Origin of the sequence: Kocuria sp. CPCC 205297 (genome assembly GCF_040981035.1) — a bacterium.
GTDB lineage: Bacteria > Actinomycetota > Actinomycetes > Actinomycetales > Micrococcaceae > Kocuria > Kocuria marina.
Genome location: NZ_JAVKPY010000003.1, coordinates 119,181 through 143,578, shown reverse-complemented (window position 1 = coordinate 143,578; position 24,398 = coordinate 119,181). Strand labels below are relative to the sequence as shown.

General features: G+C 69.3%; 22 protein-coding genes and 1 tRNA gene. 21 read left to right on the top strand and 2 right to left on the bottom strand.

Going from position 1 to position 24,398, the window contains the following annotated elements:
- The first annotated feature begins 84 nt into the window (after positions 1-84).
- Genes RF650_RS03665 through RF650_RS03650 form a run of 4 tightly spaced genes read left to right on the top strand, consistent with a single transcriptional unit; the run spans position 85 to position 3,325 of the window.
- On the top strand, positions 85-1,071 hold the full coding sequence (locus RF650_RS03665; protein ID WP_064845344.1) for an ABC transporter substrate-binding protein: 987 nt from the start codon (positions 85-87) through the stop codon (positions 1,069-1,071).
- Positions 1,072-1,076: 5 nt separating this feature from the next.
- Complete coding sequence (locus RF650_RS03660; RefSeq protein WP_311254110.1) at positions 1,077-2,036, top strand: ABC transporter permease; 960 nt, start codon at positions 1,077-1,079, stop codon at positions 2,034-2,036.
- A gap of 4 nt (positions 2,037-2,040) precedes the next feature.
- Positions 2,041-2,949 carry an ABC transporter ATP-binding protein gene (locus RF650_RS03655; protein WP_131332667.1) on the top strand — a complete coding sequence of 303 codons (909 nt, stop codon included), beginning with the start codon at positions 2,041-2,043 and terminating at the stop codon, positions 2,947-2,949.
- A 4-nt stretch (positions 2,950-2,953) separates the two neighbouring features.
- Positions 2,954-3,325 (top strand): hypothetical protein, encoded by a 372-nt coding sequence (locus tag RF650_RS03650; RefSeq protein WP_131332668.1) that lies wholly within the window; start codon positions 2,954-2,956, stop codon positions 3,323-3,325.
- A 97-nt stretch (positions 3,326-3,422) separates the two neighbouring features.
- Here the strand turns inward: RF650_RS03650 and RF650_RS03645 are convergent.
- Positions 3,423-3,498: transfer RNA gene (locus tag RF650_RS03645), tRNA-Arg, on the bottom strand.
- A 123-nt stretch (positions 3,499-3,621) separates the two neighbouring features.
- Between RF650_RS03645 and argS the strand changes: the two genes are divergently transcribed.
- From argS to RF650_RS03600, 9 genes are all read left to right on the top strand, one after another.
- On the top strand, positions 3,622-5,292 hold the full coding sequence (gene argS, locus RF650_RS03640) for an arginine--tRNA ligase (protein ID WP_165489777.1): 1,671 nt from the start codon (positions 3,622-3,624) through the stop codon (positions 5,290-5,292).
- Between the two features lie 4 nt (positions 5,293-5,296).
- Positions 5,297-6,727 carry a diaminopimelate decarboxylase gene (gene lysA, locus RF650_RS03635; protein ID WP_368814104.1) on the top strand — a complete coding sequence of 477 codons (1,431 nt, stop codon included), beginning with the start codon at positions 5,297-5,299 and terminating at the stop codon, positions 6,725-6,727.
- Positions 6,728-6,892: 165 nt separating this feature from the next.
- On the top strand, positions 6,893-8,209 hold the full coding sequence (locus tag RF650_RS03630; RefSeq protein ID WP_131332670.1) for a homoserine dehydrogenase: 1,317 nt from the start codon (positions 6,893-6,895) through the stop codon (positions 8,207-8,209).
- Positions 8,210-8,271: 62 nt separating this feature from the next.
- Positions 8,272-9,381, top strand: a complete 1,110-nt coding sequence (gene thrC, locus RF650_RS03625; RefSeq protein ID WP_064845337.1) for a threonine synthase — start codon at positions 8,272-8,274, stop codon at positions 9,379-9,381.
- Between the two features lie 95 nt (positions 9,382-9,476).
- Complete coding sequence (thrB, locus tag RF650_RS03620; protein WP_231885434.1) at positions 9,477-10,439, top strand: homoserine kinase; 963 nt, start codon at positions 9,477-9,479, stop codon at positions 10,437-10,439.
- Positions 10,440-10,730: 291 nt separating this feature from the next.
- Positions 10,731-12,857 carry a transcription termination factor Rho gene (gene rho / locus RF650_RS03615; protein WP_368814103.1) on the top strand — a complete coding sequence of 709 codons (2,127 nt, stop codon included), beginning with the start codon at positions 10,731-10,733 and terminating at the stop codon, positions 12,855-12,857.
- Positions 12,858-12,905: 48 nt separating this feature from the next.
- Entirely contained in the window at positions 12,906-14,012 is a 1,107-nt protein-coding gene (gene prfA, locus RF650_RS03610; RefSeq protein WP_064845335.1) for a peptide chain release factor 1, read from the top strand.
- 6 nt (positions 14,013-14,018) lie between these two features.
- Positions 14,019-14,885, top strand: coding sequence for a peptide chain release factor N(5)-glutamine methyltransferase (gene prmC / locus RF650_RS03605; protein WP_312917770.1), 867 nt, complete (start codon positions 14,019-14,021; stop codon positions 14,883-14,885).
- Between the two features lie 109 nt (positions 14,886-14,994).
- A complete protein-coding gene (locus RF650_RS03600; protein WP_368814102.1) occupies positions 14,995-16,023 on the top strand; it encodes an L-threonylcarbamoyladenylate synthase in 1,029 nt (342 codons plus the stop codon).
- 127 nt (positions 16,024-16,150) lie between these two features.
- Here RF650_RS03600 and RF650_RS03595 read toward each other — a convergent pair whose 3' ends face one another.
- Entirely contained in the window at positions 16,151-17,119 is a 969-nt protein-coding gene (locus RF650_RS03595) for an NAD-dependent epimerase/dehydratase family protein (protein ID WP_368814101.1), read from the bottom strand.
- Between the two features lie 244 nt (positions 17,120-17,363).
- Between RF650_RS03595 and RF650_RS03590 the strand changes: the two genes are divergently transcribed.
- The 8 genes from RF650_RS03590 (at position 17,364) to atpE (ending at position 24,355) form a co-directional block, all read left to right on the top strand.
- A complete protein-coding gene (locus RF650_RS03590) occupies positions 17,364-18,296 on the top strand; it encodes a glycosyl transferase (protein WP_368814100.1) in 933 nt (310 codons plus the stop codon).
- A complete protein-coding gene (locus RF650_RS03585) occupies positions 18,283-19,140 on the top strand; it encodes a glycosyltransferase (protein WP_064845331.1) in 858 nt (285 codons plus the stop codon). Before RF650_RS03590 ends, RF650_RS03585 begins: the two co-directional genes overlap by 14 nt.
- A gap of 26 nt (positions 19,141-19,166) precedes the next feature.
- Positions 19,167-21,125 (top strand): polysaccharide biosynthesis protein, encoded by a 1,959-nt coding sequence (locus RF650_RS03580; protein WP_368814099.1) that lies wholly within the window; start codon positions 19,167-19,169, stop codon positions 21,123-21,125.
- A complete protein-coding gene (locus RF650_RS03575) occupies positions 21,122-22,252 on the top strand; it encodes a glycosyltransferase family 4 protein (RefSeq protein WP_368814098.1) in 1,131 nt (376 codons plus the stop codon). The genes RF650_RS03580 and RF650_RS03575 overlap by 4 nt, the downstream gene beginning before the upstream one ends.
- Positions 22,249-22,842 (top strand): hypothetical protein, encoded by a 594-nt coding sequence (locus RF650_RS03570; protein WP_368814097.1) that lies wholly within the window; start codon positions 22,249-22,251, stop codon positions 22,840-22,842. The genes RF650_RS03575 and RF650_RS03570 overlap by 4 nt, the downstream gene beginning before the upstream one ends.
- The gene (locus RF650_RS03565; protein WP_207387886.1) at positions 22,839-23,219 is read left to right on the top strand and encodes a hypothetical protein; all 381 of its coding nucleotides are present in this window, start codon (positions 22,839-22,841) and stop codon (positions 23,217-23,219) included. The genes RF650_RS03570 and RF650_RS03565 overlap by 4 nt, the downstream gene beginning before the upstream one ends.
- Before the next feature lie 30 nt (positions 23,220-23,249).
- The gene (gene atpB, locus RF650_RS03560) at positions 23,250-24,041 is read left to right on the top strand and encodes a F0F1 ATP synthase subunit A (RefSeq protein WP_064845326.1); all 792 of its coding nucleotides are present in this window, start codon (positions 23,250-23,252) and stop codon (positions 24,039-24,041) included.
- A 113-nt stretch (positions 24,042-24,154) separates the two neighbouring features.
- Positions 24,155-24,355: an ATP synthase F0 subunit C gene (gene atpE / locus RF650_RS03555; protein WP_035964663.1), complete on the top strand. Its 201-nt coding sequence runs from the start codon at positions 24,155-24,157 to the stop codon at positions 24,353-24,355.
- Positions 24,356-24,398: the final 43 nt, after the last annotated feature.

The following is a 24,398-nucleotide window of genomic DNA, read 5'->3' as shown; positions in this document are numbered from 1 at the left end:
CACATGTGAGCTGCGTCTCTTTTTCGACCGATTGTTAGATAATATCCACTCATCATTGATCCTCGGGGAAAGGAATTACCCGTCATGAAGCGTTTACTCCCGGTCGCCGCCGTGGCCACCACCGCGGCGTTGCTGCTCACGGGTTGCGGATCCGACAACGGTGGGCAGTCCGGTGAGACCAAGAAGGTCACCGTGGGCATCTCGCAGTTCGTGGAGCACCCCTCGCTCGACGCCGCCCGCGAAGGTTTCGTGCAGGCCCTCAAGGACGGCGGCTACACGGAGGGTGAGAACCTGACCCTGGACGTGCAGAACGCCTCCGGCGACCAGGCCACCGCGACCAACATCGCCTCCAACTTCGCGTCCTCCAACGACGATCTGATCCTGGGCATCGCCACGCCGTCCGCCCAGTCCCTGGCCCAGGCCGTCACGGACAAGCCCGTCCTGTTCACCGCCGTGACCGATCCCGTGGACGCGGGGCTCGTGAATTCCATGGATGCGCCCGGCGCCAACGTCACCGGCACCACGGACATGAACCCCGTGGCCGAGCAGATCCAGCTCATCAAGAAGCTCAAGTCTGGCGCCAAGTCCGTGGGCATCATCTACAGCTCCGGTGAGACCAACTCCCAGGTGCAGGTGGACGAGGCCAAGAAGGCCGCGCAGGCCGAGGGTCTGAAGGTTGAGGAGAAGACCGTGACCACCACGGCTGAGGTGGCCCAGGCCGCCGAGTCCTTCGACACCGACTCCATCTACGTGCCCACCGACAACAAGGTCGTAGCCGGGCTCGAGGCCGTGATCTCCGCCGCGGAGGCCAAGAAGATCCCGTTGATCGCGGGTGAGGGCGACTCCGTGGAGCGCGGTGCCCTGGCAACCCAGGGGATCAACTACACGGACCTGGGCAAGCAGACCGGTGAGATGGCGGTGCGCATCCTCAAGGACGGCGCCAAGCCCGGCGAGATGGCCGTGGAGTCCCAGAAAGAAACCAAGCTCATCATTAACGCCAAGGCCGCCAAGGCCATGGGCGTGGAGATCCCGCAGAGCCTGCGGGACCAGGCCGACCAGGTCATCGAGTAACGCCGGTGATCGCTGGAATCGAACTGGGGCTGATCTACGCGATCATGGCCCTGGGCGTGTACCTCACGTTCCGCGTGCTGGACTTCCCGGACCTGACCGTGGACCAGTCCTTCACGAGCGGGGCGGCCACCGCGGCCATGGTGATCCTGCACGGCGGCAGCCCGTGGTTTGCGACCGTCGTGGGCTTCGTGGTCGGCGCCTTCGCCGGACTGATCACCGCGCTGCTGCACACCAAGGCGCGGATCAACGGGTTGCTCGCGGGCATCCTGACCATGACCGCCCTGTACTCCGTGAACCTGCGGCTTATGGGTGGCAAGGCGAACCTCGCGCTGTTGCGCGAGGGGACCGTCTTCACGCCCCTGCGCGAGGCCGGGCTGCAGGGGACGGTCGTGGGAGTGTTGTTGTTGTTGGTCGGTGTGCTGCTCGTGAAGCTCGCATTGGACTGGTTCCTGTACACGGACGCCGGCCTGGCCATGCAGGCCACGGGTGACAACCCGGAGATGATCCGTTCCTTCGGGGTGAATACGGACCGGCAGAAGATCCTCGGTCTGTGCCTGTCCAACGCCCTCGTGGGCTTGTCCGGTGCCCTGATCGCGCAGTACCAGGGCTTCGCGGACATCGGCATGGGCATCGGCATGATCGTCGTGGGCCTCGCCTCCGTGATCCTCGGCCAGGGCATCTTCGGCACGCGCACCGTGGTGATCGCCACGCTCGCGGTGATCCTCGGCTCGGTGCTGTACCGCCTGGTGATCACCGTGGCGCTGCAGGCGGGACTGAACCCCTCGGACATGAAGCTGATCTCCGCGGTGCTCGTGGTGATCGCGCTCGTGCTGCCACAGCTCGGCGTGTACAAGCGGTGGAAGCGCCACCGCACCCTCAGGGCCGCGCAAGCGGTGCAGGCGGACGTGCGATCCCGCGCCCGGCGCACCGTGGACGCCGGTGTGTCCGGACGAACGGGAGCGTGATCGGATGCTGAACATACAGGACGTGCGCAAGACGTTCTTCGCCGGGACGGTCAACGAACGCGTGGCGTTGAACGGGGTGAGCCTCACGGTCAACCCCGGGGACTTCGTCACGGTCATCGGCTCCAACGGTGCGGGCAAGTCCACCCTGCTCAACACGGTGTCCGGGACGATCATCCCGGACAGCGGCCGGATCATGGTGGGGGACCGGGACGTCACGCGGCTTCCCGAACACCGCAAGGCCACGTGGATCTCCCGGGTGTTCCAGGACCCCATGAAAGGATCCTCGCCCACCCTGAGCATCGAGCAGAACATGGCCATCGCGCAGCGCCGCGGTCGCTCCCGTGGTCTCGCGCGTGGCGTCACCCGCGCCCGACGCCACGAGTTCGAGCAGGAGCTCAAGACCCTCGAACTGGGTCTGGAGCACCGGCTCGGGGCCAAGGTGGGGTTGCTGTCCGGCGGGCAACGCCAGGCGCTGTCCCTGCTCATGGCCACGTTCTCCGCACCCGAGATCTTGTTACTGGACGAGCACACGGCCGCACTGGATCCCCAGCGTGCGCAGCACGTCACGGAGATCACCGAGCGGATCGTGAACGAGCGTCACCTGACCACGCTCATGGTCACGCACAACATGGACCAGGCCCTGCGGCTGGGCAACCGGCTCATCATGATGCACGAGGGTCGCATCCTCTTCGAGCTGGACGCGCAGCAGAAGGCCGAGGCCACCGTGGCGGACCTGCTCGCCGAGTTCCGCACGCTGCAAGCGACCACGGGCGAACCCGCACTGGATGACGCTACGCTTCTGGAGACAGCTCGCAGCGCCGAACCGGCCGGTGCCCCGTCCCGGGGTGCCCCCGCCCACGGCGCCCCAACGGGTGGTTCCTCCGCTCCGGGGGTGTCACCGGAAGGCCATTGATCTTATGAAGCAGCCCCACCGCAGACAACGTTTCACGTCCGTCATCACCGCGGTGGGGCTGCTTTTGTTGTTCGTGTGTTGTTTCACCCTCCCGGAGGCACTCGTGGCCATGAGCCGGGCCGCGGCGGACCACGGCGGGGAGCCCTTGAACACTCGCGGGTGGACCATGATTGCGGTGGGTTTCGGAACCCTCGCGGCGGGTGGCCTGCTCACGATCGTGGGGGTCGTGCTGCGGCGCACGGCTCCACCCCGCCCGGTGGAGGAGGACCAACTGCTCGAAGAGCACTACGGCAGCGACTCCGTGGTCAATGAGTACGACCCGCTCGAGCTGAACCCCCACCTGAGGACCCGCCAGCAGCGCCGCGGTCACCGCTGACCCGCTAGCTCGAACCACCCACGATCCGGGTGCCGGCCCCGTAGGGCGTGGGGGTCCCCGAAACGCGAAAATGCCCTCCCCGAGGGGAGGGCATTCGTGGTGCCCGCGACAGGATTCGAACCTACGACCTTCTGCTCCGGAGGCAGACGCTCTATCCACTGAGCTACGCGGGCGTGCGGTGTCACAGGACCCGAGAACGAGGCCCGCGACGACAACTCGACGATACTACCAGGTCGCGCGGGCGCACCAATCGACGCGGATCGAGCGGGGTGCTCCCGCGCCGTTACACTGGCACAGTGACTCCTGAAGAACTTTCCTCCGCCGTGTCCGCATGCCTGCAAGACGCCGTGGCCGCCGGTGAACTGACCCCGGTGGACGGCGCCGAACTCCCGCACGCGAAGGTGGAGCGACCCAAGAACCGTGAGCACGGGGACTGGGCCACCACCGTGGCCATGCAGGTGGCCAAGAAGGTGGGCCGTTCCCCCCGGGACGTCGCGCAGATCCTCTCCGAGCGCCTGTCGGCCGTCCCCGGTGTGAAGACCGTGGACATCGCCGGTCCGGGCTTCCTCAACGTCACGCTCGACGCCGCCGCGGCCGGTGAGCTCGCGCAGTCGATCGTGGAACAGGGGCGCGCCTTCGGGACCGCGGACACCCTGTCCGGCACGACCATCAACCTCGAGTTCGTCTCCGCGAACCCCACCGGTCCGATCCACCTGGGTGGCACGCGGTGGGCCGCCGTGGGTGACTCCCTGGCCCGGATCCTGGATGCGCAGGGTGCCTCGGTCGTGCGGGAGTACTACTTCAACGACCACGGCAACCAGATCGACCGCTTCGCCCGTTCCCTGCTGGCCCGCGCCCGCGGGGAGGCCGCCCCGGAGGACGGCTACGGCGGGCAGTACATCTCCGAGATCGCGGACGAGGTCCTGGCCCAGCACCCGGACGCCCTGGAGTCCGAGGACCCGCAGGAGGTCTTCCGCGCCGCGGGCGTGGAACTGATGTTCGCCCAGATCAAATCCTCGCTGCACGATTTCGGCGTGGACTTCGACGTCTTCTTCCACGAGAACTCGCTGTTCGAGGACGGCCAGGTCGAGACGCTGCTCGACCAGCTGCGTTCCTCGGACGCGCTGTACTTCGAGGACGGAGCGTGGTGGCTGCGCTCCACCGACCACGGGGACGACAAGGACCGCGTGGTCATCAAGTCGGACGGTCACGCCGCGTACATCGCGGGGGACATCGCCTACTTCAAGAACAAGCGGGACCGTGGCGCGGACCTGTGCATCTACATGCTCGGCGCGGACCACCACGGCTACGTGGCCCGGCTCAAGGCCGCCGCGGCCGCGCTCGGGGACTCCCCGGACGCCGTCGAGGTGCTGATCGGTCAGATGGTCAACCTGGTCAAGGACGGCACCGCGGTGCGGATGTCCAAGCGCGCGGGCACCGTGGTGACCATGGAGGACCTCGTGGAGGCCGTGGGCGTGGACGCCGCGCGGTACTCGCTGACCCGCTACTCCGTGGACTCCAACATCGACATCGATTTGGACGTGCTGACCAAGCGCTCCAACGAGAACCCGGTCTTCTACGTCCAGTACGCCCACGCACGCACGTGCGCTGTGGAACGCAACGCCCACGCCGCCGGTGTCGCGCACACGGACGAGGCCGGCGCCGCCCGGTTCGACGCGTCCCTGCTCGAGCACCCGCGTGAAGCGGACCTGTTGGCCGCGCTCGGACAGTACCCGTCCGTCGTCGCCCAGGCCGCGGCCCTGCGCGAACCGCACCGCGTGGCGCGCCACCTCGAGGCCCTGGCCGGGGCGTACCACCGCTGGTACGACGCGTGCCGGGTCACCCCGCAGGGCGACGACCCCGTGGCGCCCGTCCACCACACCCGCCTGTGGCTCAACGACGCCGTGCGCCAGGTCCTCGCCAACGGGCTGGACCTGCTGGGCGTCTCCGCTCCCGAAAGGATGTGATCCCATGACCGAACTCGCTCCCGCCCACCCGCTCGCCCCGGCCTGGCTGCAGGTCCCCGCGGACCCCGCGGCACTGGACCCCGTGGTCTTCACGTCCCAGTACGCCCGGGATGACACGGGGTGCGTCACCGTGGATTCCGTGCCCGTGACCGAGATCGCCGCGCGCCACGGTTCCCCGAGCTACGTGGTCTCTGAACGGACCTTCAGGGACCGCGCCCGCGGTTTCCGCGAGGCGTTCGAGGCCGCCCTGAATCCTCTCGGCGTGAAACTCGAGGTCTACTACGCCTCCAAGGCCCTGCTGAACACCGCCGTGGCGCGGTGGGCCACGGAGGAGGGCCTCAATATCGACACCGCCTCCGGCGGGGAACTCGCCGTGGCGCTCGCCGCGGGTGTGGCCCCGGGCCGGATCGCGTTGCACGGCAACAACAAGTCCGCGGAGGAACTCGACCGGGCCCTCGAGGTGGGCGTGGGACGCATCGTCGTGGACTCGCTCGCCGAGATCGAGCTCGTGGCACGGCTGGCCCGCGACCGCGGCACCCGCGCGCCCGTGATGATCCGCGTGACCCCGGGGGTGCACGCGTCCACGCACGAGTTCATCGCGACCGCCCACGAGGACCAGAAGTTCGGACTCTCGCTGAACCCGGTGCAGGAGGGGGAGGACTCTCCCGCACTCGTGGCCGTGGCTGCATGCGTTGACGCCTCCGATGCACTGGACCTGCGCGGGCTGCACTGCCACATCGGATCCCAGATTTTCGCGGCGGAGGGCTTCGGTCAGGCCGCCGAGCGCGTCTTCGCGCTGCGCGAGACCGCGGCCGAGCGCTGGGACGTGACGCTGCCCGAGATCGACCTGGGTGGCGGCCACGGTGTGGCGTACACCGCCGCGGACAGTCCGCGCGAGGTCGCCACGATCGCCGCGGACCTCGCCCCGTTGCTCGCCTCCGTGCTCGAGTCCTCGGACCTGCCCGCCCCGCACCTGTCCTTCGAACCGGGCCGGTTCATCGCCGGACCCTCCGGGTGCACGGTCTACACGGTGGGCACCGTCAAGACGGTCACGGTCAGCCCGGGCGTGCAGCGCCGGTACGTGTCCGTGGACGGCGGCATGAGCGACAACGCCCGTCCCGTGCTCTACGACGCCGACTACACCGCCGTGCTCGCCAACCGCGTGTCCGAGGAGACGCCCGTGCTCTCGCGCGTGGTCGGCAAGCACTGCGAGTCCGGTGACATCGTGGTCAAGGACGTCTACCTCCCCGGGGACGTCACCGCGGGTGACCTGCTCGTGGTGCCCGTGACCGGCGCGTACTGCTGGTCCCTGTCCAGCAACTACAACTGGCTGCCCCGCCCCGGGATCGTGGCGGTCGCACCGGACGGGGACACCCGCGAGATCGTGCGCCGCGAGTCCCTCGCGGATCTGCTCGCCCGCGACACCGGGGTGTGAGCCGGCCGGCGCGGTCGAGGTACGCGAGCGACGTCGTACCCCGCCCCCGCGCCCACCGCGCCGGACGCCGCCCCGCCGTGCCCACCCCGCCGCGACCGCCCGTGGGGCGCGGCCCCACCCACTGACACGCCCCGACAGCAAGCCCCCGACAGAACACCAGGAGCCATGAACACTTCACCCGCAACCGACCGCGAGACGCCCGTGCTGAAAGTGGGCCTGTTGGGTGCTGGCACCGTGGGTTCCCAGGTGGCCCGCGTGCTGCTCAACCACGCCCACGAGCTGGCCCTGCGCAGCGGTGTGCGCCTGGAGCTGAGCGGCGTGGCCGTGCGCAACCCGCGGGCCCCGCGGGACACGGAGCTGCCCGCGGAACTGCTGACCACGGACGTGGACGCGGTGATCGACGCCGCGGACGTGGTGGTGGAGCTGACCGGCGGGATCGAACCCACGCGCACGCGAGTGCTGCGCGCCCTGAACGCCGGGAAGTCCGTGATCACGGGCAACAAGGCGCTGCTCGCGGAGCACGGGCGCGAACTGCACGACGCCGCGGCGGCCTCGGGCGCCCAGTTGTCCTACGAGGCCGCGGTGGCCGGCGCGATCCCCATCGTGCGCCCCATGCGCGACTCGCTCGCGGGGGACCGGGTCAACCGTTTCCTGGGCATCATGAACGGGACCACCAACTTCATCCTGGACCAGATGGACACCACGGGGGCCGCGTTCGACGACGCCCTCGCGCAGGCTCAGGAGCTCGGCTACGCCGAGGCGGACCCCACCGCGGACGTCGAGGGGCACGACGCCGCCGCCAAGGCCGCCGTGCTCGCGTCCCTCGCGTTCCACTCGACCTACACGATCGCGGACGTGCACTGCGTGGGGATCACGGGCATCACGGCGCAGGACGTCGCGGCCGCCCGCGAGGCGGGGTACGTGATCAAGCTGCTGTCCGTGGGCGAGCGCTGCGGTGACGGCGTGAATCTGCGCGTGAACCCCGTGATGATCCCGCGCGACCACGTGCTCGCGGGTGTGCACGGCGCGTACAACGCGGTGTTCGTGGAGGCCGCGAACGCGGGTTCCCTCATGTTCTATGGACAGGGCGCGGGTGGTCACCCCACGGCGTCGGCGGTGCTGGGCGACCTCGTCTCCGCGGCGCGCGCGATCGCGCTGGGAGCTCAGGGCATCCCGCTCAACGCCTACGCGGCGCTGCCCGCCGTGAGCATGGACGACGCCACCACGCGGCTGTCCATCACGGTGGCCGTCACGGACCGACTGGGTGCGCTCGCGCAACTGGCCCAGGTGTTCGCGGACCACGGGGTCTCGATCTCCACGATGCTGCAGATCGAGGACCCGGACGCCCCCGGGATGTCCCAGCTGCGGCTCGTGACGCACAGCGGCCGACACGCGTCCCTCATGGCCACGGTCGCGGCCCTGCGCGAGCTGGACGTGGTGCGGGACATCGTGTCCGTCACACCGGTGGAAGCCGGAGAATAATTCTTGAGCGCCCGGCGCACCACGCGGCGCGGGGCCACGAGTCGAACCGAGGAGCACGCGGCATGGCACACGTCTGGCAGGGCGTCATCAACGAGTACAAGGACCGGTTGCCGGTCACCAAGCAGACCGAGGTCATCACCATGGGAGAGGGTGGCACCCCTCTGATCCAGGCGCGGGCGCTGTCCGAGCTCACGGGCTCCACGGTGTGGCTCAAGTTCGAGGGCATGAACCCCACCGGTTCGTTCAAGGACCGCGGGATGACCATGGCCATCACCAAGGCCAAGGAGTCCGGGGCCAAGGCCGTGGTGTGCGCGTCCACCGGCAACACGTCCGCGTCCGCGGCCGCGTACGCCAAGCAGGCCGGGATGCGCAGCGCGGTGCTCGTGCCGGAGGGCAAGATCTCCATGGGCAAAATGTCCCAGGCCGTGGCCCACGGCGCGGACATCATCCAGATCGACGGCAACTTCGACAACTGCCTGGAGGTCGCGCGCAAGCTCTCCGAGTCCTACCCGGTCTTCCTGGTCAACTCCGTGAACCCGTACCGGATCGAGGGTCAGAAGACCGCGGCCTTCGAGGTCGTGGACACACTGGGCGACGCCCCGGACATCCACGTGCTGCCCGTGGGCAACGCCGGGAACATCACGGCGTACTGGAAGGGCTACCGAGAGTACGCGCAGGAGACCCCAGCCACCTCGGGTGAGACCCTGCCTGCGGTGTCCACCCGCACGCCCGCCATGTGGGGCTTCCAGGCGGAGGGTGCCGCACCTCTCGTGCTGGGCCATCCCGTGACGGAACCGGAGACCATCGCGACCGCGATCCGGATCGGCAACCCCGCGTCCTGGGACACGGCCATCGCCGCGCGTGACGAGTCCGGCGGGCTCATCGACTCCGTGAGCGACGTCGAGATCCTCGAGGCCCACCGCTGGCTCTCGTCCCGCGAGGGCGTGTTCGTGGAACCGGGCTCCGCGTCCGGAGTGGCGGGTCTGCTCAAGAAGGCCCGGGCCGGGGAGGTACCCACGGACGCGACGATCGTGGTGACCGTCACGGGTCACGGCCTGAAAGACCCCCAGTGGGCGATCAAGGGCGCCGAGGCCGAGGACCCCACGGCCGCCGAGCCCAAGCGCGTGGCCTTCGACGTGGTCTCCGTGGCCTCGGCCCTCGGCCTGGAATGACCGGCCCCGCCGTGAATAACGCACCATTGCACGCCACCCGCACCGACGCGCCCGACACCGACAGCGCACCCCGCACCGGGAACGTGCCGGGCGCCATCACGCCCGTGGGTACCACCGTGAGCGTGCGGGTCCCCGGCTCCACGGGCAACGTGGGCCCGGGCTTCGACTCGCTCGGTCTCGCGCTGGGTCACTACGACACCGTGACGCTCACGCGCATCGAGCGCGGACTCGAGTTCGACCTCTCGGGGGAGGGCGCGGCGGGCGTGCCGCGCGGTCCCGAGCACCTGGTGATCCGTGCCATGCAGGCCGCGTTCGACGCCGCCGGGGCCGGTGAGCTGCCCCCGCTGCGCTTGCGCGCCCACAACGCGATCCCGCACGGCCGGGGCATGGGCTCCTCGGCCTCCGCGGTGGTCGCCGGTGTCCTCGCGGCCAACGCGCTGCTCCCCGCGTCCCACCGGCTCTCACCGGATGCGGTGCTGCAGGTGTGCTCCCACATGGAGGGTCACCCGGACAACGTGGCCCCCACCCTGCTGGGTGGTCTGACGATCTCGTACGAGGACGAAGGCCGTTTCCACAGCGTGCCCGTGCGCGTGCACCCGGACGTGGTCCCCGTGGTCGCGGTGCCCGACTTCGAAGTCGCCACGTCGGTGGCCCGCGGGCTGCTGCCGGAGATGGTCGCGCATCGCACGGCGGCCGTGAACGCCGGCCGCGCGGCGCTTCTGGTTGCGGCCCTGGGCGAACGGCCCGAGCTGCTCGTGCCTGCGACGTTCGACCTGCTGCACCAGCCCTACCGTGCACAGGCCATGGCACCGAGCTGCGAGCTCATGACCCGATTGCGCGACCTCGGTCACGCCGCCCTGATCTCGGGTGCGGGCCCCACCGTGCTCACGCTCGCGAACGGCGCGGAGCACGCTGGGCGCGTGGCTGCGGCGATCGAGGAGATCGCGGCGGACGCGGCGTCGTCGGCTCACGAGTACCAGGGGCGAACGGTGACGTGGCGTGTTCATGTCCTGCGGGTGCCCGAAGAGGGTGCTAAAGTGAGCGTATCCACGCAATAGGCCCCGGGTTCGCGTCCGTGCCGGACAGTGCAGCCCCGCAGCCGAGCCTCGTGCGCAGTTCCTCAACGCAGGTGTTCGACCGCGTCGCCTCTCTGCGATCCTCTTCCGCGTAGACCAGCCACCTCTGTAATGTGGCGTCCCGGCTCCGCGGGAGATTCGGGGGACTTCATTGCTGATGACGCGCGCCTCCGGCGCGCACTTTCGTGGCCCGCCGCGGGTGGCCCACACCATCATCGTCGGGTTGCTGGCGATCTGAGTGCCGCAACCCTCATCGAGTCAGAAGGAAGCTTCGTGACAGAAACCACCGCCCCCGAACAGGGAACGGACACCTCGAACGCCCAGAGCACCGGTCTGTCCGGGCTCAAACTCGCGCAGCTGCAGGCCCTCGCGGCCCAGTTGGGCATTACCGGCGCGCGCCGCATGCGCAAGTCCCTGCTGGTCGAGGCCATCGAGGCCCACCAGCGCGGGGGCGCCGTCGCCGAGCGCGACAAAGCCGTGGAGGCCAAGATCGAGCAGACCGCTCGCAAGGCCTCCCAGCGCCACTCCTCCGACGCTCCGCGGTCGTCCTCCGCCGACGACGCTCCGGCCGCCGCGTCCGCGGAGGCGGCGTCATCGGACTCCTCCTCGAAGCCCCAGGAGGGCTCGGAGGGCGAGAACGGCGAACAGAACGTCCCGCGGCAGAGCGGTTCGCGCCGTTCCCGGCGCGCCACGGCCAGCGGCACCGGTGAGCACGGGCGCACCGGCCAGGACCGTTCCGCCCAGAACCAGCAGGACAAGGACCAGGCGGAGAAGGGCCGGGACGAGTCCGGGCAGGACTCCGCCCAGGGCTCTGACGACTCCGGCAACGAGTCCGGGCGCGGCCAGCGCAACCAGCGCGGTCGCCGCAACGAGAAGTCCGAGCAGAACGGCTCGTCCCAGGACGAGAACCGGCGCGAGAACAAGCAGGGTCAGGTGGACGGTTCCCGCCACGCCAACCACCAGAAGGATTCCAAGGACAACGGTCAGGACCGGGACAACCGCCGTGACTCCAAGGGCCAAGGCGGTTCCAACGATTCCGGTGACCCCAAGGACGGCGGTCAGGACAACCAGAACCGCAACGACCGGCGCAACCGCAACAACAACGATCGCAACAACGACGGTGAGGGTAACTCCCGCCGCAACCGGCGCAACCGCAATCGCAACGACCGTAACGATCGAAACGACCGCAACGAGCGGCGCAACCGGCGCAACCGGCACAACGGTCCGGACGTGGACGACGTCGAGATCACCGAGGACGACGTCCTGCTGCCCGTGGCGGGCATCCTGGACGTGCTCGACAACTACGCGTTCGTGCGCACCTCGGGCTACCTGCCCGGCCCCTCGGACGTGTACGTGAGCCTGTCCCAGGTCAAGAAGAACAACCTGCGCAAGGGCGACGCGATCGTGGGCGCCATCCGTGCTCCCCGCGAGGGCGAACAACACAACAACTCGCGCCAGAAGTTCTCCGCGCTCGTGCAGCTGACCACGGTCAACGGCCGCAAGCCCGAGGAGAACAAGGACCGGGTCGAGTTCAACAAGCTCGTCCCGCTGTACCCCCAGGAGCGGCTGCGCCTGGAGACCGAGCCCAAGAAGATCGGTCCCCGCGTGGTGGATCTCGTGGCCCCGATCGGCAAGGGCCAGCGCGGTCTGATCGTTTCCCCGCCCAAGGCCGGTAAGACGCTCATGCTGCAGTCGATCGCCAACGCGATCACGACCAACAACCCCGAGGTCCACCTCATGATGGTGCTCGTGGACGAGCGCCCCGAAGAGGTCACGGACATGCAGCGCACGGTCAAGGGTGAGGTCATCGCCTCGACCTTCGACCGGCCTGCGGACGACCACACCACGGTCGCGGAGCTCGCGATCGAGCGGGCCAAGCGCCTGGTGGAGATGGGCATGGACGTGGTGGTCCTGCTGGACTCCATGACCCGCCTGGGCCGCGCGTACAACCTCTCGGCACCGGCGTCCGGCCGCATCCTCTCCGGTGGTGTGGACTCCGCCGCGTTGTACCCGCCCAAGAAGTTCTTCGGCGCCGCGCGCAACATCGAGAACGGTGGCTCGCTGACCATCCTCGCGACCGCGCTCGTGGAGACCGGGTCCAAGATGGACGAGGTCATCTTCGAGGAGTTCAAGGGCACGGGCAACATGGAACTGCGCCTGTCCCGCCAGCTCGCGGACCGGCGGATCTTCCCGGCCGTGGACGTCAATTCCTCCGGTACCCGCCGTGAGGAGAACCTGCTGTCCGCGGACGAGATCAAGATCATGTGGCGGCTGCGCCGCGTGCTCTCCGGTCTGGAACAGCAGCAGGCCCTGGAACTGCTCACGAGCAAGCTGCGGGATACCCAGTCCAACACCGAGTTCCTGCTGCAGGTCCAGAAGACCACGCTGGCCGGCCACTAGGAACCCGCGAGCACCGCGTTCCACCCGTCGATCCCAGGAGAGCACCGTATGTCCGACCCCGTTCAGCCGCTGCTGGATGAGCACGCCGAGCTCCAGCGCGCCCTGGCGGATCCCGCCGTCCACGCGGACGCGAGCAAAGCCAGGAAACTGGGTCGGCGCTACTCCGAACTCAACGGCATCGTCGAGGCGCATCGCCGGGTGGAACGCATCTCCGAGGACCTGGGCGCCGCGCGCGAGCTCGGGAGCGTGGATCCCGAACTCGCCGCGGAGGTCAAGCCCCTTGAGGACGAGCTCGTCGTGGCGCGCGAGGAACTGCGCCGCAAGCTCATCCCGCGGGACCCGGACGACGGCCGCAATGTGATCCTCGAGGTCAAGGCGGGTGAGGGCGGGGACGAATCCGCCCTGTTCGCCGGGGACCTACTGCGCATGTACATGCGCTTCGCGGAACAGTCCGGGCTCAAGACCGAGATCCTCTCGTCAACCCCCACCGAACTGGGCGGCTACAAGGACGTCCAGCTCGCGGTCAAGGGGTCCTCCTCCGATCCGGCCGAGGGCGCGTGGGCCCGGTTCAAGTACGAGGGCGGGGTGCACCGCGTGCAGCGGGTGCCCGTGACCGAGTCCCAGGGGCGCGTGCACACGTCCGCTGCGGGGGTGCTGGTCTTCCCCGAGGTGGACGAGCCGGACGAGATCGACATCAACCAGAACGACCTCAAGATCGACGTCTACCGGTCCTCGGGTCCGGGTGGGCAGTCGGTGAACACCACGGACTCCGCGGTGCGGATCACGCACGTCCCTACGGGCATCGTGGTGTCCATGCAAAACGAGAAGTCCCAGCTGCAGAACCGTGAGGCGGCCATGCGCGTGTTGCGCGCCCGGTTGCTCGCGCACCAGCAGGAACAGATCGACGCCGAGAACGCCGCGGCCCGCAAGTCGCAGGTGCGCACCGTGGACCGTTCGGAACGCATCCGCACCTACAACTTCCCCGAGAACCGCATCGCGGACCACCGCACCGGGTACAAGGCCTACAACCTGGACCACGTCCTGGACGGCGCATTGGAACCCGTGATCGCCTCCGCCGTGGAACTGGACGAGAAGCACCGGTTGGAACAACTGGGTCAGGACTCCGCGCAGCACGGGTCCGCGGGCGGGAAGTAACTTCCCGTGGCCACAACTCTCGCCCAGGCGATCGCGTGGGGCCGGTCCCGGTTGCTTCGCGCGGGTGTGGCCTCCCCGGACGTCGACGCCGTGTTGCTCGCCGCCCACACGCTGGGCCTGGGCCGCGGGGACACCGAAGCGCGGGCCATCCTGGGCGCGCCGGAACCGGACGGGTACCGCGACCTCGTGGAACGCCGCGCACGGCGTGAGCCCCTGCAACACATCACGGGCACGGCCCCGTTCCGTAAGCTCGAGCTCGCGGTGGGTCCCGGGGTCTTCGTCCCCCGCCCGGAGACCGAACTGCTCGTCCAATTGACCCTGGATCTGGTGCGCGTATGGCGCGGGGCCGGCGAGACCCACCCGGGGGTCATCGACCTCGGGACGGGCAGTGGCGCGATAGCCCTGGCCGTGGCGAGCGAGGATCCCGCGAGTAGGGTCACCGCCGTGGAACGCGAACCGGCCGCATTGGAATGGACCCGGCGCAATCTGGCGGGCTCCCGCGTGCGCTTGCTCGAATCTGACTACCGCGATGTCACGGTCGAGTCGGCGGGGCGGTTCTGCGTGGTCGTGACCAACCCACCCTACGTCCCGGACGGTGAGATCCCGGAGGATCCCGAGGTACGCGATTACGATCCACCCACGGCGCTGTACGGCGGGGACGAGACCGGGATGACGTTCCCGTGCGCCGCGATGGACACCGCCGTGCGGATCCTGCGTCCGGGCGGTTCGTTCGTCATGGAACACGCCGAGTCCCAGGTCGCGGCCGTCGCCCGCGCCCTCGAGGACCGGGGGTTCCGGGACATCCGCACGCACCACGACCTGACCGACCGCCCGCGGGCCACGACCGCCACGCTGCCGGGGCCGGGGGGCTGAGAGACCGGGGCGCCGCAGCGCCGTCGTGCCGGGAGACGTACCGTGAACGGGACGGCCGGGTGCGTGGAGCACGGGAAGAACACGAAACACGTCAGCAGAGGAGTTGCTCGTGAGTGAGATCCGATCCTGCGGGACCCCGCAGGAACTCGAAGCGGCCGTGACCGAGGCCGCGGGCGTCGTCGCGGACGGCGAATGCCTCGTGCTGCCCACGGACACCGTCTACGGCATCGGCTGTGATGCGTTCTCGGCGCCCGGTGTCCAGGGACTGCTGGGCGCCAAGGGCCGCACGCGGGAAATGCCCCCGCCCGTGCTGATCGCCCGCCCCGAGGTGATCGACGGCCTCGCGGACCAGATCTCCGACGACGCCCGCGCGCTCGCGCAGGCGTTCTGGCCCGGCGCCCTCACGATCATCTGCTGGGCCCAGCCCACCCTGGGCTGGGACCTGGGGGAGACCCATGGGACAGTGGCGCTACGCGTTCCCGACGACGCCGTGACCCGCGCGGTCCTCGAACGCGTGGGTCCCATGGCCGTGTCCTCCGCCAACCAGACGGGGATGCCCGCCGCACGCACCGCCGAGCAGGCCCGCGAGATGCTGCAGGACCGCGTGGCGCTCTACCTCGACGACGGTCCGCGGCCCGCGGGTGAGGTCCCCGCCGGTGCGCAGGACGTGGCCTCGACCATCGTGGACTGCACGGGGGAGACGCCCGTGGTGCTGCGCCACGGCGCGATCACGCTGGCGCGGCTGCGCGAGGTCGTCCCGAACGTGGACGGCGGCACCGAACCGGCAGCTGCGGCGACCGGTGAGAGCCCGGAGGCGGCCGCTGCAGCCGGCGGTGCCGGCGCGGCGGTCTCGGACGACGACGCCGCGGCTTCGACACAGTCCGCGCGTCAGAACCCCGAAGCGAATGCACCGGAATCGTTCGGCGAGGGCGCGCCCCTCTCGGACGGCTCGACTCCCGCGGACGAGGACCTCGTGGCCGACCTGGTCCGCAGTTCCCCCTCGGAGGCCCGTCCGTTCGTGGACCAGGGACGGGAACGCACACCGGACACCGAGCCGCGCTGGGACGGGACCGGGGCACTGAGCATGGAGGAGGCGCAGCGGCTCGTCGCCGGGGAACCCGAGAACCACGGGGCCTGAACAACAGGCGACCTGACGAGACGATCCCCGCACCATCCCATGACGGGTACGGTGCGGGGATCGTTCTGTCAGCGCGGGAGTGCTCCGGACCGGGCGCGGCCGCGCTGCGAAGAATCCAACGCGCGGCTCAGCGACCCAGCGCGAGGTGCGCCTGGCGCAGCACCTCCTGCACGTGGGGCTCGGGGAGCACACCGTTCTCGTGGGCCCACCCGGGGACCTGGCGCTGACCGAACCACGTGACCTCCAGGCGGCGGATGAGCCCGCCGTAGCGGTAACCGGCAGCGGCCGAGGCCGTGCGCGCGGTCGCGATCACCGCCCGGCACACCCAGGACGGCAGCTGCAGGGGGTGGCGGCGTCCGGCGTCGCGCAGCACGGAACCGGTCGTGGCGCCCTCCCACGGTTGCAGGATCACGGGGGGCAGGACCTCAGGGAACTCGCCCACGGCCACCGTGAACTGCGCGAGGGCGGTCACGGAGGTCACGGGGGTGGGGGCGGAGCCATCCCCGGCGACCGAGCTCAGGGGCGAGGACGCGAACCGTGCGAGCATGCGCGTGGTGCGCCGCCCGCTGCCCATCACGGACGTCGCGCGGATGACGCTCAACTGCGGAGCGCCGGATTCCTCGCGCCATTGGGAGCGCAACCGGTAGAGCGCGGACTCGCCCAGGGCCTTGGAGAAGGAGTAGGGGGAGAACGGTGCGGTGCGGATGGACTCGTCCAGCACGGGTGCGTCCGCCTGCACGGATGCGGAACTCATGTGGATCACCCGGCGCACGCCCGTGCGGTGGGCGGCGAGCGCCACGAGGACGGGAAGCAGCGCGTTAGCCCCGGTCAGGGACTGCTGGTGCGTCTGATCGGGGGCGGCCAGACCGGCGGCGTTGACCACCACGTCCGCGCCGGCGAAGGAATCGGCCAGGTAGTCGATCACGGACTCGAGGCGGTGCGCGTGCCCAATGAGGTGGTGCACCGTGGTCGCGGGCGAGGCCAGTCGGGGGGTGGCCACCGGGGTGACCGGGATGTTCCGGGCCTGCAGGGCAGTGGTGATGGCGGAACCGATGAACCCCGTGGCGCCGAGAACGCGCCAGCTGTGAGCCGTCACTGTTGTGTCTCCTCCTGTGATGGTGTCTTCATCGTACGGTAGCGCCCCGGACCCGTTCTTGGTGGTCAGCCCGTGGTCGTCAGCGCGGCACATCACCCGTGCGGGTGACGTCGAGGTGGCGTCAAGGTACGCGTTGATAGACTCCCGGAGTTCACCGGCGTGCCGGGCGCCCGCGCGAGCGGCTGCGCGTGCGCCGCGGTCGAGCACATCTTCCTTGCACAACACGAGTCGTCCCGGGGGCGCCATGACCGAATCCACCGCGCGGGCGAGCGACCGTCCGGACGCGAACGTGAGCGTCGCGTGCGTCACGCAGGACCGCCCCGAGGACGTCGCGGCGCTGATCGACGCGCTGCGCGTCCAGACCGACCCGATCGCGAGTCTGTGTCTCGTGGACGCCGGGCGCACTGCCCTGGACGAGGCCGCGCTGGGGGAGCGGATCGGGGGAGCCTTCACGCTGCACTACCGCCGCTCCGTGGCCAATCTGGGCGGGGCGGGCGGATTCGCGCTCGCCATCCTCACGGCGCTCGCGAGCGGCGCGGACCAGGTGTGGCTCATGGACGACGACGCCCATCCCGAGGACCCCGAGTGCCTACACACCCTGCGCGAAACAGCGCGCGAGCGGGGGCTCGCCGTGGTGTCGCCGCTCATCGTGGCGCCCCAGGACCACGACGCCCTCGCGTTCCCGTTCCGCTTGGCCGGTGGGATCACCCACCGTCGCGCGGACCTGGAACCGCTGGGCTTCATCGATTCCTACGCCAATTTCTTCAACGGTGCGCTCATGGACGAGTCCGTGTTCTTCCGGGTGGGGTTGCCGGACCTGAAACTGTTCCTGCGCGGGGATGAAGTCGACTTCCTCGTGCGCCTGCGCAAGAGTGGGCTGCCGTTTGGCACGGTCACGACCACGGCCGTGTCCCACCCGCCGGGCTGGGCCGAGGAACACGTGGTGATCCCCGGCAAGCTGCAGGTGTTGATCCCGCCGGGGGAGTTCAAGCAGCGCCACTTCTTCCGTAACCGCGGGTACGTCTCGTGGCGTTACAAGCGCGTGGTGCAACTGGTCGCGGACGCGATCGGCTACCCCGCCCACTACGCGCGCCGCCGTGACCTGCCCGGACTGGTGCGGTGGGCGCGGCTCTACGGCAACGGCATGCGCGGACGTGGTTTCGGTGGCCCTCGCTGACCCGCTGACCCCCGCGCAACTGCCGGCTCGGTTCTCGGTGCTGATCCCCGTGTACGCCGCGGACACCGCCGAGCGGATCCGGCGCGCGGTGGAGTCTAATTCGGTGGAGCAGACCCGCCCGCCCGCGGAGGTGCTGCTCGTCCAGGACGGTCCGGTGTCGGCGTCGGTCACGGCGGAGCTCGAGCGGCTCGCGAAAGAATCCCCGATCCCCGTCCGTGTGCTGCGGATCCCGGAGAACGGCGGCCTCGCCCAGGCGCTGACCGTTGCGTTGCCGCGGTGCGCGTACGACGTCGTCGCGCGCGCGGACGCGGACGACGTCTCCTACCCCCGCCGGTTCGAGAGGCAACTGCCCCTGATCGAGGACGGCGCGGACCTCGTGGGTGCGTCCATGCACGAGATCGGCGACGACGAGACCCGGCCCGTCGCGCTGCGCACAGCCCCCGTGGGGGCCGCGCGGATCGCCGCGGTGAGCCGATACCGCAACCCCATCTCCCACCCCACGGTCGTGCTGCGCCGCAGTGCCGCGCTCGCCGTGGGTGGTTACGAGGACGTCCCCATGGCCGAGGACTACTGGTTGTGGACGCGCATGCTCCATGCCGGCGCGGACGTGCGCAACGTGGCGGAACCGCTCGTGGGTTATCGCGTCTCCGCGGGCTCCTACGAACGCCGCGGCGGGTACCGCGTGCTGCGGGCCGAACTGACGTTGCAGCACCGGTTGCGCACCCTGGGCCACGTGGGGTTCCTACAATGGGCCGTGAACGTCATGGTGCGCGGCGGCTACCGATTCGTCCCCCTGAGGGTACGGGAAACGGCGTACCGGCTCATGGTGGGTCACCGCGACTGACCCGCACCCGAAAGGACTACGACTGCATGGTCACCCCCGCAAGCCCCACCCCTCGAGCGGACAAACCGGTCGCGTGGCTGTGGATCCAGATGATCTTGGATTCCATCGCGTGGATCGTGGCGCTGTGGGTCGCGGCGTTCCTCCGGTTCGAGATGAACGTGGAGCTCATCTCCGTGGGGGGCGTGATCATCACGTGCGTGGTGGCGGTCGTGCTGCAACTGCTCGTGGGCTTCTCGTTCGCCCTCTACAAGGGCCGGTACTCGTTCGGCAGTTTCGAGGAGGCCAAGCTGCTCGTGGTCGTGACCGTGATCGTCACGGCACTGCTCGAGGCCGTCCTGCTGGTCTTCGGTGTGGCCCTGTGGATCCCGCGCTCGCTGGGGTTCATCGCGTTCCCGTTCGCGTGCCTGCTGATGGCCGCGTTCCGCTACCTCAAACGCATGTACCAGGAATCCACAGCCAAGCCGGGCGAGCAGGCGCAGAACGTGGTGATCTTCGGTGCGGGCGCGCTGGGCACGTTCCTGGTACACCGCATGATGCAGGACCCCGCCTCCGGTTTCCTGCCCGTGGCCCTGCTCGACGACGACCCCGCCAAGAAGCACCTGCGCATCTCCTCCGTCCCGGTCATGGGTACGCTGCACGACGCCGCGTCCGTCCTGGAGCACACGCGCGCCGGCGTGCTGATCGTGGCCGTCGCGGACGTGGACCCCCGCACCATGCAACGCGTCTCGGAAGCCGTGGAGGGCACCGGGACTCGCGTGATGACCGTCCCGCCCCTGACCGAGATGCTCACCGGCGCAAACCAGAGCGTGGACCTTCGTGACATCTCCATGGAGGACCTCATCGGACGGCGGCCCGTGGACATCCACGTGGAGGCCATTGCGGGGTACGTGACCGGCAAGCGCGTGCTCGTCACGGGCGCGGGTGGGTCGATCGGTTCGGAACTGTGCCGCCAACTCGTGGGTTTCGAACCCGCGGAGCTGATCATGCTGGACCGTGACGAATCCGGATTGCAGGCCACCCAGATCTCCATCACCGGGCGTGGCCTGCTGGACGGCAACGACACCGTGCTCTGTGACATCCGCGATCCGGACGCGCTCACCCGGGTGTTCCAGGACCGCCGGCCCCAGGTGGTCTTCCACGCTGCGGCGCTGAAGCACGTGTCCCTGCTCGAGCAGTACCCGGACGAGGCGTGGAAGACCAACGTCATGGGCTCGCTGCACGTGCTGAGCGCCGCGGCCGCCGTGGACGTGGACGTGTTCGTGAACATCTCCACGGACAAGGCCGCCAACCCCACCACGGCGCTCGGTCACTCCAAGCGCGTGGCGGAGAAACTCACCGCGTGGATGGGGGACCGCACGGGCAAGCGCTACGCGTCCGTGCGCTTCGGCAACGTCTTCGGTTCGCGCGGGTCCATGCTGCCGCTGTTCGCGGAACAGATCCGCCAGGGCGGGCCGATCACCGTGACCCACCCGGATGCCACCCGGTACTTCATGACCATCCCCGAGGCGTGTCAGCTCGTGATCCAGGCCGGTGCGATCGCGCACGGGGGAGAGGTACTCATCCTGGACATGGGGGAGCCCGTGCGGATCCTGGACATCGCCCGCCGGTTGCGGTCGATGTCCGGGCGCGAGGACATCAGCATCGAGATCACCGGGCTGCGCCGCGGTGAGAAGCTGCACGAGGACCTCATCGGCACGGGTGAGACCGACGAGCGGCCCTTCCACCCCAAGATCTCCCACGCCAAGGCCGAGCGCCTGGATCCCGCGAACCTGGACCGTCACGTGTGGAAGGTGCGCGGCGGGATGATGTTCACGGGGTCCATCCCGCAGGTCGTGGTGAGCACCCAGCCCAAGGTCACAGACTTCTCCGTGCCGCGCGCCGCCGAGTGCGCCCCGGCCACCGGACCCCGCGCCGAGGACGCGGACGCTGACGGTGCGGACGGCGACGCCGCCGAGGGACACACGGGCTGGAGGCGCCACGCATGAGCACCGTCCTCGTGTCCACCGCGTTCCTGCCCGCCCACGGCGTACCCACGGCCACCGCGGTCGACACCGGCACCGCCACTCTCACGGACGGCCAGGCGCTGAACCTGTTGTTGGCCCTCGCCCCGTGGACACTCGCCGCTGCCTTCGTGCTCTCAGTGCTCCTGCCGTTCGCGGTCAAGCCGTTGCTACGCCGGTGGGGCGTGATCGACATCCCGTCCGACCGGTCCTCGCACTCGCGGCCCGTACTGCGCGGGATGGGACTAGCGGTGGCCATCGCCCTGATCCTCACGTACGGGCTGTCCCTGGGGTTCGGTCTGATCCCCGTGGACCGCTCGCTCGCCCTGTCCGTGCTCGCCATGACCGCGGCCAGCGCGGCCCTGGGCTGGGCCGAGGACTACCGCGGCGTGTCCATCGGAGTCCGGTTGGGCATGCAGGTCCTCGTGGGCGCGCTCGGGACCGCCGCCATGATCGTGGCCCTGGGCATCCCCGCGTGGTGGTGGCCCGTGGGTGTGCTCGCGACCGTGGCCTACGTCAACATCGCCAACTTCATGGACGGTATCAACGGGATCTCCGGGCTGCACGGCGGCGTGGTGGGGCTGTTCTACGCGTGGGCCGGTGCGGCAAACGGGATGCCGTGGATGGTGTGCGCGGGCCTCGCGCTCGCCGGTGCGTTCCTGGGCTTCCTACCGTGGAACCTGGGGCGCGGCACGGTCTTCCTGGGCGACGTCGGCTCCTACGTCCTGGGCGGTGCCATCGCCGCGATCGCGATCGGCGCGTTCCTCTCGGGCGTCTACGTGGAGTACCTGCTGTCCCCGCTGCTGGTCTACCTCGCGGACACCGCCGTGACGCTCGTGCTGCGGATCCGCCGCGGGGAGGTCTGGTACACACCGCACCGGCAGCACGTCTACCAGCGCCTCACGGACGTGGGCCTGTCCCACGTGCAGTCCGCCGCGGTGGTCACGACCGCCACGGCGTGCGTCAGTCTGATCTCCCTCTACGGTCTGCGGGCCGCGGGCACGGGTTCCGTGCTCGCCGGTGTGGCCGTGGTGCTCGTGATCGTGCTGTACCTCGTGTCCCCGGTGCTGCTCGACCGCGCCCGGAGCACCGCACGGAGTCTGCACCCGTGACCCCTGACCGCGCTCCGCGTTCGTCGGCGGAATCCGCCGCGCACGACGCCGCCCGCTCCCGACCCCCTTCCTACGCCCGGGGTGTGCGGGCCGGGGCCGTCATGTTCCTGATCCTGGGTGTGATTCTGCTTACACTTTCAGCCGTCGTGGACATGCTCCCGGCACCGCGCTCGGCGCTGCTCGGGGCGGGGATCATCGCGGTCAGCTCCGCAGCCACCGCCCTCGTGGCGGCTCAGATGTACCGCGTGGCACCGGCGGCCACGGCTCCCGCGCTCGCCGCGCTGTACCTCCTCAAGGTGCTCGTGCTGGGCTGGTTCCTGCTGTTCCTGGGGGCCCCGCCGTGGCTCGCCCCGCGCGTGTTCGCCGTGACCGTCCTGGTGTGTCTCGTACTCGCCCTGGCCGGTTTCACCGTGCTGACCCGCGGTGTCACCCGGCAGGACGCGCCCGAGCCCGCACCCCACGCGGCGTCGTCGGCCGTCGAACACGCCCACGACGACGCCGCTGCCGCCCCGTCCGTCCCTCCCGCCCGTGACTCGAGTGGCGGCCGGGCGGGGCACGACCGACCCACTCACGAAAGGCGAACGCCATGAGTTCCGCACCGAACGAGCCGGGAGACCGGCGCCCCACGGACCTGCGGGGGATGTCAACGCGCATGCGGGACAACGCGCGCAAGGAAACCCTCCACACCGCGGGGGAGCTCGTGGAACGTGGCGGTCTGGGTGGTGGGATCGCGGTCCTGCTGTACATCGTGGTCGGTGCGGTGTTTTGGAGTTTGGTAGGCTGGTTCCTGGATCACCTACTGGGAACTCGGTGGATTGTGATCGCGGGAGCTGTCTCCGGGGCGGCCGCCGGGGTGTACCTCGGTTATCTTCATATGAGGGACGCCTTGAACCGCAGTACCGCCCCGCAAAAGACCCCGTCGGAGACGAAGAAGTCATCCGGCATGGGCCCCGAGCCCAGAGTGTGACCGGTCTGGATACCGCAGAAAGGACCCGTATTGAACCCCGCCCTGAGGATTCCGGCCGAATTCGTGGCCCCGTCCACGGAAGATGCGCATCTGCCCCCGTTCTTCGAAGTGGGTTCCTTCGCCCTCGGTAAGCACTCGTTGCTGATCCTGTTGTCGGTGGTTCTGATCGCCGCGTTCTTCATGTACGTGGTGCGGCGGCGAGCGCTGGTCCCCACCAAGGGCCAGTACCTGGGTGAGATGGGCTACGGGCTCGTGCGTAACCACCTGGGTCGCGACATCATCGGCGAGAAGGACTTCCGCCCGTTCGTGCCCCTGCTGTTCACCTTCTTCTTCTTCATCCTGGTGAACAACCTCTTCGGGTCCATCCCCGTCCTGCAGCTGCCCACGTTCTCGCACCCCGGCACCGCGTACGTCTTCGCGGCCATCGCCTACGTCGTGTGGGTCGGGGTCGGCATCAAGCGCCACGGTCTGGGCCACTTCATGGCCAAGATGACCATGCCGCCGAACGTCCCCAAGGTCCTGTACCTCATCCTGATCCCGCTCGAGTTCCTCTCGAACATGATCATCCGCCCCGTGACCCACGCACTGCGTGTGTTCGCCACCATGTTCGCCGGCCACATGGCCATCATGGTCGCGGCGGCCTTCATGGCGTACCTCGCCACCGAGGTGGGCGGCGCCCTGGGCATCGGCGGCTCGATCTTCGGTCTGGTCCTCGGACTGTTCATCTACTTCCTGGAGGTTCTGATCCAGATCCTGCAGGCCTACATCTTCACCCTGCTGTTCGCCGTGTACGTACAGGGCGCACTGCAGGAGGGGCACTAGCCCCACGAAGGAGCGCGACCTCCGGGCCGCTCACGTGACCATCGACCATTCACGGTTTCCCGTAATGGCACCACGGCCCGCTCCAGCGGGCACCCAGAAAGGAAATATCCATAATGGAAGGTTCGCTCAGCGTTATTGGCTACGGTCTCGCTGCCATCGGCGGTGGCATCGGTGTGGGTCTCATCTTCGCGGCTTACATGCAGTCCGTGGCCCGTCAGCCCGAGTCTCAGCGCGTGATCCAGCCCATGCTGTTCATGGGCTTCGCCGTGGTCGAGGCGCTCGCCATTCTGGGCTTCGTCCTGGCGCTGCTCTAAGGGCTCTCCCTTTCGCACTCGCCCTAACTAGAGAACAGGAATC